The 14,351-nt window shown below is 41.0% G+C and carries 12 protein-coding genes; 11 read left to right on the top strand and 1 reads right to left on the bottom strand.

Translation table 11 applies throughout. The annotated features are described in order from the left end of the window. Positions 1-23: 23 nt before the first annotated feature. From INE92_RS22315 to INE92_RS22270, 11 genes are all read left to right on the top strand, one after another. Complete coding sequence (locus INE92_RS22315; protein ID WP_195436081.1) at positions 24-1,592, top strand: glycoside hydrolase family 26 protein; 1,569 nt, start codon at positions 24-26, stop codon at positions 1,590-1,592. A gap of 23 nt (positions 1,593-1,615) precedes the next feature. After that, positions 1,616-3,820, top strand: a complete 2,205-nt coding sequence (locus INE92_RS22310; RefSeq protein WP_004305152.1) for a beta-glucosidase family protein — start codon at positions 1,616-1,618, stop codon at positions 3,818-3,820. Positions 3,821-3,826: 6 nt separating this feature from the next. Then, the gene (locus INE92_RS22305; protein WP_004309608.1) at positions 3,827-5,143 is read left to right on the top strand and encodes a sugar MFS transporter; all 1,317 of its coding nucleotides are present in this window, start codon (positions 3,827-3,829) and stop codon (positions 5,141-5,143) included. Positions 5,144-5,160: 17 nt separating this feature from the next. After that, a complete protein-coding gene (gene nagA / locus INE92_RS22300) occupies positions 5,161-6,348 on the top strand; it encodes an N-acetylglucosamine-6-phosphate deacetylase (RefSeq protein ID WP_149951185.1) in 1,188 nt (395 codons plus the stop codon). Further along, positions 6,329-7,120, top strand: a complete 792-nt coding sequence (locus INE92_RS22295; RefSeq protein WP_004305159.1) for a glucosamine-6-phosphate deaminase — start codon at positions 6,329-6,331, stop codon at positions 7,118-7,120. Before nagA ends, INE92_RS22295 begins: the two co-directional genes overlap by 20 nt. 6 nt (positions 7,121-7,126) lie before the next feature. Then, positions 7,127-8,131 (top strand): Gfo/Idh/MocA family protein, encoded by a 1,005-nt coding sequence (locus tag INE92_RS22290; protein WP_195436080.1) that lies wholly within the window; start codon positions 7,127-7,129, stop codon positions 8,129-8,131. 4 nt (positions 8,132-8,135) lie between these two features. Next, positions 8,136-9,545, top strand: a complete 1,410-nt coding sequence (locus INE92_RS22285; RefSeq protein WP_008649448.1) for a putative oxidoreductase C-terminal domain-containing protein — start codon at positions 8,136-8,138, stop codon at positions 9,543-9,545. Positions 9,546-9,596: 51 nt separating this feature from the next. After that, entirely contained in the window at positions 9,597-10,367 is a 771-nt protein-coding gene (locus INE92_RS22280; protein WP_008649447.1) for an FAD:protein FMN transferase, read from the top strand. 1 nt (position 10,368) lies between these two features. Further along, on the top strand, positions 10,369-11,694 hold the full coding sequence (locus tag INE92_RS22275; RefSeq protein ID WP_015532228.1) for a Gfo/Idh/MocA family protein: 1,326 nt from the start codon (positions 10,369-10,371) through the stop codon (positions 11,692-11,694). 3 nt (positions 11,695-11,697) lie between these two features. Further along, complete coding sequence (locus tag INE92_RS27015; RefSeq protein ID WP_004299591.1) at positions 11,698-11,937, top strand: hypothetical protein; 240 nt, start codon at positions 11,698-11,700, stop codon at positions 11,935-11,937. A gap of 87 nt (positions 11,938-12,024) precedes the next feature. Next, a complete protein-coding gene (locus tag INE92_RS22270) occupies positions 12,025-13,368 on the top strand; it encodes a Gfo/Idh/MocA family oxidoreductase (protein WP_015532227.1) in 1,344 nt (447 codons plus the stop codon). A 99-nt stretch (positions 13,369-13,467) separates the two neighbouring features. Here INE92_RS22270 and INE92_RS22265 read toward each other — a convergent pair whose 3' ends face one another. Beyond that, positions 13,468-14,055: an RNA polymerase sigma-70 factor gene (locus tag INE92_RS22265; RefSeq protein WP_008642883.1), complete on the bottom strand. Its 588-nt coding sequence runs from the start codon at positions 14,053-14,055 to the stop codon at positions 13,468-13,470. Positions 14,056-14,351: the final 296 nt, after the last annotated feature.

Below are 14,351 nucleotides of genomic sequence, written 5' to 3'. Positions count from 1 at the left end.
AACCTTATAATATACCACTAAATATGAAATTAAAAAATTTATGGTTAATAGCAGTTGCAATACTCATATACGCTTGCAATGCAGAAGAAACGAGATCATGGGAAGTTACTTTTGATCCAAATAAGCCCAAAGATCCAAATGAACAAAGCATTATTAATGTGGCGGCAGGCAAATTCTATAAAATGAATGTTGTAGCCAACAGTGCCTATGCTGATAAAGCCCCTCTCGATCCCTGGACATCCGGCACCAAACTGACGGATGAGGAGACCGGTACCCTCTCGACTAAAAACAGAGGAGTCGGTTGGGATGCACAAACTGTAGAAGTTATAATTGATTTGGGATCATTACGCAATATCACAGAAGTATCAGTACATGCTATTTCCGATCCGACATCACAAATTGTATTCCCTGCTCAAATAGAAGTATCAACCAGCAAGGACAAAAGCCAATGGGAAAAAGCAGCCTCACCAATTACCTATTCCGACAGCAACGGAAAGTCGGACGCTTGGGGAAAAACAGACTTTAGTAATGTAGCATGCAGATATGTGAAAGCGACTCTCAAATCTTCAGCTTCCACCAGTACGATGATGCTCATCGACGAAATCAAGGTAATGGGAGAATTTCATAATGACATGAAGTACGTCCCCGAAAAAGGGTGTTATCATGGAGCATTCCCACCATTATACGGATTCGATCCGGAAGACCGCGAAGGAAGTACTGACCAGTGTGCCGTTGCCTTATTTGAAAAATTGGTGGGAAAGCAACTATCTATGATCTTATGGTATCAGAATATGGAACCGGGACGAAATTTCAGCGAAATGCAAACAGTACGTGAGAAATACTGGGGAAAAAACTATCAGGGCAAATACCGATTCTTCCTTTACGGATGGCTGCCCGTCATTCCCACCCAACAAATGGCAAATGGCGAACTCGACGATTTTCACAAATCATACTTCGCCGAAGTAGCTGCCCAAGAAGTACGTGACATGGGACCTATCTGGTTCAGACCAGCCAACGAAATGAATGGAAGCTGGACTCCGTATTACGGAGATCCCACAAACTATGTCAAGGCTTGGAGACGTATGTATAACATTGCAGAACAGTTGGGTGTCACTGCCTACAATGTCTTCGTATGGTCACCCAACAGTGTAAGCATGCCAGGTACAGAAGCAAACGCAATGAAAAACTATTATCCAGGAGATATGTATGTAGATTGGCTGGGAGTAAGCTGTTATCCACCATCGCTTAGTGCTACTTATCCGGAAGAAAGAAGATATCCGCTCACACTGATGCAAGGAATCAAGCAGGTATCGGCAGACAAGCCTATCATGATTAGTGAAGGAGGATACTCCAGCACATGCGACCACCAGAGATGGGTAAGAGAATGGTTTAAGCTGAAGGATGAAGAGCCACGTGTCAAGGCCGTCGTATGGGAGAATCACGAAAATGCAGAGAATGGTGACCGCCGTCTGCAAAGTGACCCTCTGGCACTTGAACTGTACAAGGAACTCGTCCAGGATCCTTACTGGCTTGATTTGATCCCGGATGCTGTGTACAGTGAAATTGAAACAAGAAAGAATAATTCAAAATAATCAAAGACAACAAGTATTCTAGTATGAAAAGACTGACTCCATATAGCTGGCTGATTCTGATTATATTCTCCTCCTGTCTGACTGGTAATAAAGTAGCAAGTACTGATAAACAGATAGAAAGTTTATTATCACAAATGACTTTGGAAGAGAAAATTGGAATGTTGCACAGTAACACGATGTTTTCAAGTACCGGTGTTCCAAGGCTTGGCATCCCCGACCTGCACTACTCCGACGGACCTCACGGAGTAAGATTTGAGGGAGTAGCCAATGGGTGGGAATCCGCCCGATGGGATAACGACGCATGTAGCTATCTACCTGCATTAAGCGCCTTAGCATCTACTTGGAACCGTGATCTGGCACAGCTATATGGAGAAGTTCTTGGAGCTGAATGTAAAGCACGCGGTAAGCATGTGAGCCTGGCTCCGGGAGTCAACATTCACCGTTCCTTACTCAATGGACGTAATTGGGAATATTTCAGCGAGGATCCTTTCTTCTCCGGTGAACTGGCTGTTCCATATATACAAGGAGTACAGTCACAGGGAGTAGCCTCTTGTGTGAAGCATTTTGCTCTGAATAGCCAGGCATACAACCAGTACAAAGTGAGTGTAGAAGTAGACGAACGCACCTTACACGAAATTTATCTTCCGGCTTTTGAAGCTGCCATACAACGAGGTGGAGCCATGGCAGCCATGGCGGCATATAACAAGGTTCGAGGGTTGTGGTGTACGGAAAGTCCTTATCTTCTTGATACTTTACTTCGTGATGAACTAGGATTTGACGGATTAGTCGTATCGGACTGGAATGCAGTCCATAACACAGAGCGAACAGCTCTGTGCGGTATGGATGTCGAAATGGGAACAAGCATCAAAGAAAATGGGAAATATGCTTTCAATAAATATTATTTGGCCGATCCTTTATTGAAGAAAGTACGTAATGGAGAGATTCCGGAAGAAGCCGTCAACAAAAAAGTACGTAATATTCTGAAATTGATGATTCGACTTGATTTAATAGGACAAGTTCCTTATGACACTACAGGTATGGCAGCCAAACTTGCAATACCTGCCCATACTAAGGCTGCCAGAGAAATAGCGGAGGAATCATTGGTATTATTGAAGAATTCCAAAGATATGCTACCACTAGACCCGGCACAATACAAGAATGTCGCAGTGATTGGCGCAAATGCAACCGAAGTATTTGCAGCAGGAGGTGGCAGTACAAAACTTAAAGCTAAATATGAAGTTACTCCTTTGGAAGGGCTACAAAATCTTTTAGATGGAAAAGCCCGGATCGAATATGCACCCGGTTATCAATTGAGTAAAAAGGCGTATAAGGTTGGTCATTGGTTCACGAACGAATTTGATAAATCCGATGAAGAGCTATATAAGAAAGCAATCAATACAGCTGCCCAAGCAGAATTGGTTATCTATATAGGTGGAACCTCCCACGAACATGGTTCTGACTGTGAAGGGTACGATAAGCCGAATTTAAAGCTTCCTTACCAACAGGACAGATTATTAAAAGGTATCCTGGAGGTTAATCCCAACACTGTAGTGGTACTAATCTCCGGTGGCCCCGTCGAAATAGGAGAATGGTATAATGATGCTACGGCATTACTGCACGGCAGTTTTCTAGGGATGGAAGGAGGAAATGCACTGGCACGTACATTGTTTGGAGAAGTCAATCCTTCGGGAAAACTGACTACTACCTGGTGTAAGCGTCTGGAAGATATGCCTGATCACGTATTTGGAGAATATCCGGGTATAAACGACACCGTCCGTTTCAAGGAAGGGCTTATGGTCGGCTACCGCTACTTCGATACTTACCGTGTAGTCCCCCAATTTGAATTCGGTTATGGATTATCCTATACCACTTTTACTTATTCAAACATAAAGATGAAACCTGTATGGAAAGACTCGGACACAGAGTTTGCCGTATCATTCACCATTACTAACACGGGAAAACGATATGGCCAGGAAATTGCACAGTTATATTTGCATCAAAACAAATGTTCTGTAGAACGCCCGTTTAAAGAATTAAAAGGGTTCACTAAGGTTGGCTTAAAACCGGGTGAATCCAAACAAGTCACTATCAAGTTACCGCGCCGCGCCTTACAATACTACGATACCGAAAGTAAATGCTGGAAAGACGAACCTGGCATGTTTACAGTATTAATAGGCGCATCGTCACGGGACATCAAATTACAGAAAGATTTCGAACTGAAAAAATAAAAACACATGGGAAACAATAACCTTATAAGCAGCAAAAAGACATACTACATATCAATTGCAATTCTGGCAGGGATGTTCTTTATCTTCGGATTTGTGTCGTGGGTCAATGCCATACTGATTCCATACTTCCGCATATCCTGTGAACTGACACATTTCGAATCCTACTTTGTCGCCTTTGCATTTTATATCGCCTACTTTGTAATGGCTATCCCCTCGGGAGTACTTCTCAAGAAAGTGGGATTCAAGCGAGGTATTATGTATGGTTTTATGCTTACCGCCTTAGGAGCTTTCTTATTTGTTCCGGCAGCATTAGCCCGTCAATTCGAGATATTCCTGGCCGGTCTATTTTCCATCGGCACCGGATTAGCCATATTGCAAACTGCCGCTAATCCTTATGTCACTATTATCGGTCCTATTGATAGTGCCGCCAAACGAATCAGTATTATGGGAATATGCAATAAATTCGCAGGTATCGTCTCACCACTCATATTTGCTGCATTGATATTAAATGTTACCGACAAGGAGCTTTTTGCCACTATAGAATCGGGGACTTTAGACATAGTCACAAAGAATGCTATGCTTGACGAATTAATACAACGCGTCATTGTGCCTTATGCTGTTCTAGGCGTTATTTTACTGCTTACCGGTATCGGTATCCGTTACTCCATTCTGCCTGAAATCAATACAGACGAAGAAAACAGCACGGAAGATACAGGTAGCCACCATCACACCAGAAAAAGTATTTTCGACTTTCCCTACCTTATCTTGGGAGCAGTGGCTATATTTCTTCATGTAGGAACACAGGTTATCGCAATTGATACAATCATCAATTATGCCAATTCGATGGGTATGGACCTGCTCGAAGCTAAAACATTTCCCTCATATACATTGGCCTGTACTATGATTGGTTACCTCCTGGGGATCCTGTTAATACCCAAATATGTTTCACAAAAAAATGCACTTATAGGTTGTACCATCATCGGATTACTCCTTTCATTCGGAGTTGTATTTGCAGATTTTGAAGTAACTCTGTTCGGTCATCATGCCAATGCCTCCATTTTCTTTCTGAATGCATTGGGTTTCCCGAATGCTTTAATCTACGCAGGTATCTGGCCACTTTCCATTCATGGACTAGGAAAATTCACCAAAACCGGTTCCTCTCTTCTTATTATGGGATTATGTGGCAATGCCATTCTGCCTCTGATATATGGTCATCTGGCAGATATGTATAGTCTGCGTTTCGGTTATTGGGTATTGATTCCCTGTTTTTTATATTTGGTTTTCTTTGCAGTTAAAGGTCATAAAATAGACTCCTGGAAATAAATTAAAAACGAAATAATATGGAAAGACTCATCATAACAAATGGAAAACTCATTCTACCAACAGGCATAGAAATGGGCCAAACATTGATATGCGAAAATGGAAAAATTGAGCAGATTATTCCCAATGAAAGCTATCAACCGCTCGTTGGTGACAAGGTAATAGACGCCCGTCAGAATTATGTTTCACCAGGATTCATCGACATGCATATCCACGGAGGAGGAGGACATGACTTCATGGATGGTACTGTCGAGGCTTTTCTCGGAGTGGCCGAAACACATGCCAAGTATGGTACTACCGCAATGGTTCCCACCACACTTACCAGCACTAACGAGGAGTTAATGACGACGTTTACCGTATATCGGAAAGCCAAAGAAATGAATATCAATGGTTCGCAGTTTATCGGTTTACATTTGGAAGGACCTTACTTTTCACCGAAACAATGTGGTGCGCAAGACCCGAACTTCCTGAAAAAGCCGCAAGCTGAAGAATACAATGCCATTCTGGAAGCCTCAAAAGATATTATCCGTTGGAGCGTAGCTCCAGAGTTGGAGGGTGCTCTAGCACTAGGGCAAACTCTGCAACAACATCATATTCTGCCCTCCATCGCTCATACCGACGCGATTTATGAAGAAGTTGAGAAAGCCTTTACAGCAGGTTATACACATGTGACCCACCTTTATTCGGCCATGTCATCAGTGACCCGCAAAAATGCTTTCCGCTATGCCGGAGTAGTAGAAGCCGCCTACTTGATTGAAGATATGACAGTGGAGATTATTGCCGATGGCATACATCTTCCGAAACCCCTGCTCCAATTCGTATACAAGTTCAAAGGAGTTGATAAAACAGCCCTCTGCACTGATGCCATGAGAGGAGCGGGTATGCCGGACGGTGAATCGATATTAGGTAGCCTCAACAATGGCCAGAAAGTCATTATCGAAGACGGAGTGGCCAAAATGCCGGATCGGAAAGCTTTTGCCGGTAGTGTTGCAACAACCGACCGGCTGGTTCGAACCATGATATATTTAGCCGGTGTTCCTCTCATTGACGCCGTCCGTATGATGACCCTGACGCCCGCCCGTATTCTTCATATTGACAAAGAAAAAGGTTCTTTAGAAATCGGTAAGGATGCCGACATAGTCATTTTTGATAATCAAATAAATATAAATAATACAATATTAAAAGGCCATGTTATCTATACTAAATGAAACTAAGACCAAAGTTTTTCAGCAGGAACAATTAACAGTTCGAATTTTCCCGTCCATTCAAGAGATGGGCAGTGTAGCCGCAAAAGAAGTCGGCGACCAAATTTGTCGCTTATTGGAAAGCAAACCGGAAATAAATATGATTTTCGCCGCTGCCCCCTCACAAAATGAGTTTTTGAGTCATCTGATTCATGACAAACGCATCGACTGGACCAGAATAAACGCTTTTCATATGGATGAATACATCGGTATACATCCGGAAGCCCCACAAAGTTTTGGACATTTCCTTAGAATTCGTATCTTTGACAAAGTTCCTTTCAAGAAAGTCAACTATCTGAATGGTCTGGCGGAAAACCTTGAAGAGGAATGTCAGCGATATGCAGACTTGCTGACTAAGCATCCGGTTGACATCGTTTGTTTGGGAATTGGAGAAAATGGGCATATTGCTTTCAATGATCCGGATGTAGCAGACTTTAATGATCCCAAACTTGTGAAAGTAGTTGAACTGGACCCAATATGTCGCCAACAGCAAGTCAATGAAAAATGCTTCAAGACACTAGACTTAGTACCCAAAGAAGCTTTAACACTCACGATACCGGCTTTGCTAAAAGCTGAATGGATGTTTTGTATCGTCCCGTTCAAAAATAAAGCTCAAGCAGTCTATCAGACTGTTTATGGTGAAGTTTCAGAAAAATGTCCGGCCAGCATATTGCGAAGAAAAGAAAATTCTTCGTTATATTTGGACCCGGAAAGTGCAGAAAGAATTAATTTATAAAGGATTATGAAAAACAGAATCTCACTTCTTATACTACTGGCTATCAGCTTCAGTATACACGCACAAAAAGTTATGCGGATCGGAATTATTGGTCTGGACACATCCCATTCCACCGCTTTCACCGAATTGATTAATAGTGGTTCGGATGAGACCTTTTCCAAAGGTTTTAGGATAGTAGCAGCGTATCCGTACGGTTCAAAGACTATTCAATCCAGTTACGAACGAATCCCCGGATACATTGAAAAGGTCAAAGCAAATGGCGTGGAAATCACCTCATCAATAGCAGATTTACTGGAAAAAGTAGACTGTGTCCTTTTGGAAACCAATGACGGCAGACTACATTTGGAACAAGCCGTCGAGGTATTCAAATCAGGTAAGATATGCTATATTGACAAACCTGTCGGAGCTACTTTAGGAGATGCAATCGCTATTTATGAAATGGCAGAAAAATACAATGCACCTGTTTTTTCCTCTTCTGCTCTTAGATTTACTCCTCAAAACCAGAAATTAAGAAATGGAGAATTTGGCAAAATCCTTGGAGCCGATTGTTATTCTCCTCACAAAGTGGAGCCAACGCATCCGGATTTCGGTTTCTATGGCATTCATGGAGTAGAAACATTATACACAATTATGGGAACAGGATGCGAATCAGTCAACCGGATGTCTTCAGATAGAGGGGATGTAGTAGTAGGACGATGGAAAGATGGTAGAATCGGAACTTTCAGAGCGATTATAAAAGGACCGCAAATTTATGGTGGAACTGCCTATACTTCAAAAGGAGCAGTAGCCGCAGGAGGTTACCAAGGTTATAAAGCGCTTCTTGAACAGATTCTTAAATACTTTCAAACAGGAATCTCTCCTATCTCCAGAGAAGAAACAATTGAAATATTCACTTTCATGAAAGCATCCAATATGAGTAAAGAAGAGAATGGAAGAATTGTCACATTGGAAGAAGCTTACCAAAAAGGATGGAAAGACGCCCGGAAATTAATCAAAACCTATAATAAATAAGAAAATGAAATTTATATATAAAGGAATCGGGCTTATATCAATCTTATTTATAGTTTCTTCATGTTCTTTCTCCAAGAAACAGATTATGAATAAGGCGGAAGCCAATGATTCATGTAAAATAGAAGTAGTGGTTCTCGATCCCGGACATTTCCATGCCAGCCTACTTCAAAAAGAGACATTGACAGATGTCAGTGACACCATCCGGATATATGCCCCCGAAGGAATAGCCGTCAACCAATATCTGGAAAGCATTGATTCTTATAATCAGCGGGCGGAATCTCCTACGACATGGAAAAAACAAGTATATACCGGAGATGATTATCTCCAGAAAATGCTTGCCGATCATAAAGGTAATGTAGTAGTATTGGCCGGAAACAATCAGAAAAAGACGCGCTATATCATGGAGTCTATCAAAGCCGGATATCATGTCCTTGCCGATAAGCCACTGGCTATCAATCCACAGGATTTCAAGTTATTGACAGAAGCCTATCAACTCGCCAAAGAAAAGAATCTTCTTTTATACGATCTGATGACGGAACGTTATGATATCCTCAATATCATAGAAAAAGAGCTTTTGCATCAGACGGAATTATTCGGAGATTTACAAAAAGGTTCACCGGACAATCCATCTGTCATAATGGAAAGCGTGCATCATTTTTTCAAGACAGTTTCTGGCAAGCCATTAATTCGCCCGGCATGGTATTACGATGTAGAGCAACAAGGAGAAGGCATTGCAGATGTTACAACACATCTGATCGACCTCATCAACTGGCAATGTTTTCCTGATGAAACGATTCATTATCAATCGGATGTCACCGTGAATGCCGCCAAACACTGGCCAACTCCAATTACATTAGCAGAGTTCAGTCAATCGACACAAATCGATTCTTTTCCCGCTTATCTTAACCGATACATAAAAAACGATGTATTGGAGGTGATGGCAAACGGAAGTCTCAACTATACCGTTAAAGGGATTTGTATAGGAATGAAAGTCACATGGAATTATACTCCACCCACTAACGGAGGAGATACATTTACTTCCATAAAGAAAGGAAGTAAAGCCACTTTAAAAATCGTTCAGGATGAAAAAAATGGATTTGTAAAAGAGCTATATATACAGAAAGAACCGGACATTGACAATCGGACATTTGAAGCTCAATTGCAAAAAACAGTGGAACAGCTTCAAATAACTTATCCGTTCTTATCTGTCAAAAACAAAAAGAATGGAACTTATCTGATTGACATACCACAGGAAAAACGATTAGGACACGAAGAACATTTCAGCAAAGTGGCAAAGGCTTTCCTGCATTATGTACACAATCAGGATATGCCGGAATGGGAAAATGAAAATACACTAGCTAAATATTACATTACTACTACTGCTGTAGAAATGGCAAAGAAAGGAAACAAATAAACAAAACAATAGGTGTTAGAAACAAGATGCAAATATTATGAAAATGAAGCCATGTTTCATGGCTTCATTCCTCATATCATGGGGACCCGATTCGATATCCTGCTCATTCATTCCGATATCGACCGATTGAATACACTTTGGGCAGATATCGCCTATGAGCTGGAGCGATTGGATAAAATATTAAATCGTTTTGATCCTCATAGTGAAGTTTCCAAGATTAATAATCATGCTTCTCAAAGCAAGATTCAAATCAGTAAAGAGATGAAATCAATCTTACAGCTTTGCTCATACTATTATGAGACCACTTCACACTTATTCGACATTACATTAAAAGATTTCTCCCAAATACAACTTCATGAACATTCATATATCTCCTTTACATCTCCTGATATTTCACTTGATTTTGGAGGTTTTGCCAAAGGATATGCTTTGAAGAAAATAAGAAAATTCATTGAACAGGAGAATATTAGTGATGCATTTGCTAATTTTGGAAACAGTTCGATCCTGGGTATAGGACATCATCCTTATGGAGATTGTTGGAAAGTCAGTTTTCTGAACCCGTACAATCAGTCTCTTCTAAAAGAATTCGATCTGCAGGATACAGCATTATCCACTTCCGGCAATACGTTACAATATACCGGACACATTATGAATCCGCTTACAGGCATATTTAATAAACAACGAAAAGCAAGTTCTATCCTGTCCCCCGACCCGTTGGAAGCCGAAATTCTTAGTACGGTCTGGATGATTGCCAATGAACAGGAACAAAAAAAGATTTCAGAAAAGTTCAATAATATACAAGCAACCCTATACAATTTATGATATGAAAGAACATAAAGAAAAAGGAGTAGACTTAGGACTCAGACAATTCATCAAAAGCCTGGGATATGTTGCCGGAGGAACCGCATTATTGGCGACCACTCCTTGGCTGACTTCCTGTACTCCGGAGAAACTACAAGAGATCAAGCATGAGAAAGCACGAATCGCTTTGATTGGTACCGGGTCCAGAGGACAATACCACATCCATAACCTCAAAGAAATACCTCATGCACAAATTGTTGCCGTATGTGATAATTATGCCCCCAATCTTCAACAAGCATTAGAACTTTGTCCGGATGCAAAGCCATATACGGATTACCGCAAACTACTGGAATCGAAGGACATCGATGGAGTCATCATATCCACACCACTAAACTGGCATGCACCTATTGTATTGGACGCATTAGCTGCCGGCAAACATGTCTTTTGCGAGAAAGCAATGGCACGTACCCTTGACGAGTGCAAGGCTATCTATGACACTTACAACCAGTCAGACAAAGTCCTCTACTTTTGTATGCAGCGAATGTATGACGAGAAGTACATCAAGGGAATGCAGATGATCCATTCCGGTCTCATCGGAGATGTAGTAGGTCTTCGCTGTCACTGGTTCCGTAATGCAGACTGGCGTCGTCCGGTTCCTTCACCAGAGCTGGAACGCAAAATTAATTGGAGATTATACAAAGAGAGCTCCGGAGGATTAATGACGGAATTAGCATGCCATCAGTTGGAAGTTTGTAACTGGGCAGCCCAAAAAATGCCGGAATCCATTATGGGAATGGGTGACATTGTATACTGGAAAGACGGACGAGAAGTTTATGATAGCGTCAATGTCACTTACAGATACTCGGATGGAGTTAAGATCGCATACGAATCATTGATTTCCAACAAGTTCAACGGAATGGAAGACCAGATTCTGGGAAGTAAAGGAACCATGGAAATGGCAAAAGGTATTTATTATCTGGAAGAAGATCATTCAACTTCGGGTATCCGGCAACTGATTGACCAGGTAAAAGACAAGGTCTTTGCCGCCATCCCGACAGCAGGTCCCAGTTGGCGACCGGAAACAAAAATGGAGTACACACCACACTTTATCATTGATGGAGATATTCACGTAAACAGTGGATTGAGTATGATCGGAGCAGACAAAGACGGTTCGGACATTATCCTGTCTTCTTTCTGCCAGTCGTGTATCACCGGAGAGAAAGCACAGAATGTAGTGGAAGAAGCATATTGTTCAACGGTTCTTTGTTTACTTGGAAATCAGGCAATGGATGAACAACGCCATATCCTCTTCCCCGACGAATATAAAATACCCTATATGAAATTCTAAACTATGAAAGATATTATTATCACCTCAAAAAAGTTGAAACAAGAAAGGAATATCTTTCTTCTAAGTTTCCTGCTTGCATTTATCATCAATGTAATTGCAATCATTATCTATTCCCGCCCATGGATTGAAATAATATCCCAAATCGGGTATGTCATCGTGATTAGTTTTTTCATCTATCTCATATTATGGATTCCCCGAGGAATCCTGATATTCTTGAGTCACCTTTTCCGAAGAAAAAAATAAGAGATTTACGTTTTTTGAAGGAGAATTGACGGAAATACTCATTCACATATTCTAATAACAACCTAATTTTGGAGAAAAATAGATACTATGACAACAAGAAGAGATTTTATCAAAAAAACAGTAGCAGGTACAGCTGCACTCTCATTAGGAAGCATACTTCCAGGATTCGGTTCAAGCCGTAATCAAGATATTCTGGGAGCTAACGAAAAAATACGTATCGGAGTCATTGGAGTGAACTCGAGAGGTAAGGCCCTGGCGCAAGGATTTGCCAAACTTCCAGATTGTGAAGTTACTTACATTTGTGATGTAGACTCAAGAGCATTAGAAAAATGTCAGGCTGCTATCCACAAAATTACCGGACGTACTCCCAAAGGAGAAAAAGACATTCGTAAGATGTTAGAGTCGAACGATTTTGAAGCAGTGGTGATTGCTACCCCTGACCATTGGCATGCCAAAGCAGCCATTATGGCTATGCAGGCCGGAAAGCATGTTTATCTGGAAAAACCGACCAGTCATAATCCGGCAGAAAATGAAATGTTGGTTCGAGCCGCTTTGAAATATAACCGGATTGTTCAAGTGGGTAACCAACGCCGTTCCTTTCCCAATGTAATTAAAGCTATGGAAGAAATAAAATCCGGTTCTATCGGAAAAGTGAGATATGCCAAATCTTGGTATGTCAATAATCGCCCTTCCATTGGAACAGGGAAAGTTGTTCCTGTACCTGATTATCTGGATTGGGATTTATGGCAAGGTCCTGCCCCACGTGTTGCTGATTTCAAAGATAATTTCATCCATTATAACTGGCATTGGTTCTGGAATTGGGGTACAGGTGAAGCGCTCAACAATGGAACTCACTTTATTGATATACTCCGCTGGGGATTGGGTGTAGATTATCCTACAAAGGTTGATTCTATCGGAGGTCGGTATCGTTTTCAGGACGACTGGCAAACTCCTGACACACAACTTATCACCTTCCAATTTGGTGACGAAGCATCTTTTTCATGGGAAGGACGTAGTTGTAATACGATGCCGGTAGACGGATATGGAGTAGGAACCGCATTTTATGGAGAAACCGGAACTCTCTTCATTGGCGGTGGCAATGAATATAAAATTGCAGATTTAAAAGGTAAAACGATTAAAGAGGTAAAAAGTGATTTAAAATTTGAGACCGGCAATCTGTTGAATCCATCCGAAAAGCTGGATGCCTTCCACTTCCGAAACTGGTTTGATGCCATTCGTAAAGGAACAAAGTTAAATTCCGGAATTGTAGATGCCTGTATCAGTACCCAGTTGGTACAATTAGGTAACATTGCCCAACGTGTTGGACATTCATTACAGATTGATCCGGGAAGCGGACGAATTCTTAACGATTTGGAAGCTAATAAACTTTGGGGAAGAGAGTACGAAAAAGGTTGGGAAATACGGGTTTAAATCAACTTCTCATTAAATTATCAGAGATATGTCATGTATACGACATATCTCTTTCTACTATAAAATCCACCCATTATCATCACACTTCCTTCTCTTCATCTAAAGAAACCACCCTACAAAAAGAGCAAAGAAGCTCCCTAATTGTTCCTTAAAAGTACGGAGAGCCAGTTCTATATGTTTCTCGACAGTACGAATGGAAATACCAAGTTTATCTGCAATCTCCTGATTAGTCAGAGATTTAAAGCGACTAAGGCAAAACACACTCCGGCGTTTAGGTGGCATCGTGTTAATCACACTTTGTACTGCCTCTCGCAATTCACGATAGTCGGTAGTTGGTTCATCCATACTTGAAGGTCGCTCCAATGTCATCATGTCTTCCGTTAACACTACATGAGTATTGTATTTGGCCCGAAGATGATTAAAGACTTCACGTTTGGAGAGTACATAAATATAGTTTTTGATTGACATTGTTTCGTCCAGCGCCTCACGGTGTATCCAGATTTTCATAAACACATTCTGAATAATATCTTCCGCTGCCCCTGCATCTTTCAGCATACCTTTGGCAAAAGCAAAAAAAGTAGGATAATAACGATGAAACAAGGTTTCATAGCTCCCCATGTCCCCTTCTCTCAACCGCTGTAACAACAGTTGCTCTTCAGTAGCAGAAGATAAATCAGTTTTATTCATCGTTTTTTCTAAAAAAGATTCTAGTCAACAAAGCTATAAATAATATAGAAGATATACCAAGCCGTATTTAAAATCACATCATATTGTAATATGTAAGGGAGAAATAAACAGGGAGTAGCATACTTCTGGTGACAAAACTATGAAATTAATATGAAAAATTCAAGTCTTATTGAAAATAGTGATGATTTTAAAAAAAAGTTCAAATCCGATTACGTACCCCCGTTAGATGATGTGTTCTTCATTATAGAAACGAATCACACATAGCGCGCTATTAACCATTGAATCAATTTATTTAA

Origin of the sequence: Bacteroides xylanisolvens (assembly GCF_018289135.1) — a bacterium.
GTDB classification, from domain to species: domain Bacteria; phylum Bacteroidota; class Bacteroidia; order Bacteroidales; family Bacteroidaceae; genus Bacteroides; species Bacteroides xylanisolvens.
Note: the sequence above shows the minus strand (reverse complement) of the source record. Positions and strands in the feature narration are given on the sequence as shown.

What these genes read in the sequence shown, in the direction of transcription:
- INE92_RS22315 (WP_195436081.1), top strand. Translation starts at nt 24, where the DNA reads ATGAAATTAAAAAATTTATGGTTAATAGCAGTTGCAATACTCATATAC.
- INE92_RS22310 (WP_004305152.1), top strand. Translation starts at nt 1,616, where the DNA reads ATGAAAAGACTGACTCCATATAGCTGGCTGATTCTGATTATATTCTCC.
- INE92_RS22305 (WP_004309608.1), top strand. Translation starts at nt 3,827, where the DNA reads ATGGGAAACAATAACCTTATAAGCAGCAAAAAGACATACTACATATCA.
- nagA (WP_149951185.1), top strand. Translation starts at nt 5,161, where the DNA reads ATGGAAAGACTCATCATAACAAATGGAAAACTCATTCTACCAACAGGC.
- INE92_RS22295 (WP_004305159.1), top strand. Translation starts at nt 6,329, where the DNA reads ATGTTATCTATACTAAATGAAACTAAGACCAAAGTTTTTCAGCAGGAA.
- INE92_RS22290 (WP_195436080.1), top strand. Translation starts at nt 7,127, where the DNA reads ATGAAAAACAGAATCTCACTTCTTATACTACTGGCTATCAGCTTCAGT.
- INE92_RS22285 (WP_008649448.1), top strand. Translation starts at nt 8,136, where the DNA reads ATGAAATTTATATATAAAGGAATCGGGCTTATATCAATCTTATTTATA.
- INE92_RS22280 (WP_008649447.1), top strand. Translation starts at nt 9,597, where the DNA reads ATGTTTCATGGCTTCATTCCTCATATCATGGGGACCCGATTCGATATC.
- INE92_RS22275 (WP_015532228.1), top strand. Translation starts at nt 10,369, where the DNA reads ATGAAAGAACATAAAGAAAAAGGAGTAGACTTAGGACTCAGACAATTC.
- INE92_RS27015 (WP_004299591.1), top strand. Translation starts at nt 11,698, where the DNA reads ATGAAAGATATTATTATCACCTCAAAAAAGTTGAAACAAGAAAGGAAT.
- INE92_RS22270 (WP_015532227.1), top strand. Translation starts at nt 12,025, where the DNA reads ATGACAACAAGAAGAGATTTTATCAAAAAAACAGTAGCAGGTACAGCT.
- INE92_RS22265 (WP_008642883.1), bottom strand. Translation starts at nt 14,055, where the DNA reads ATGAATAAAACTGATTTATCTTCTGCTACTGAAGAGCAACTGTTGTTA.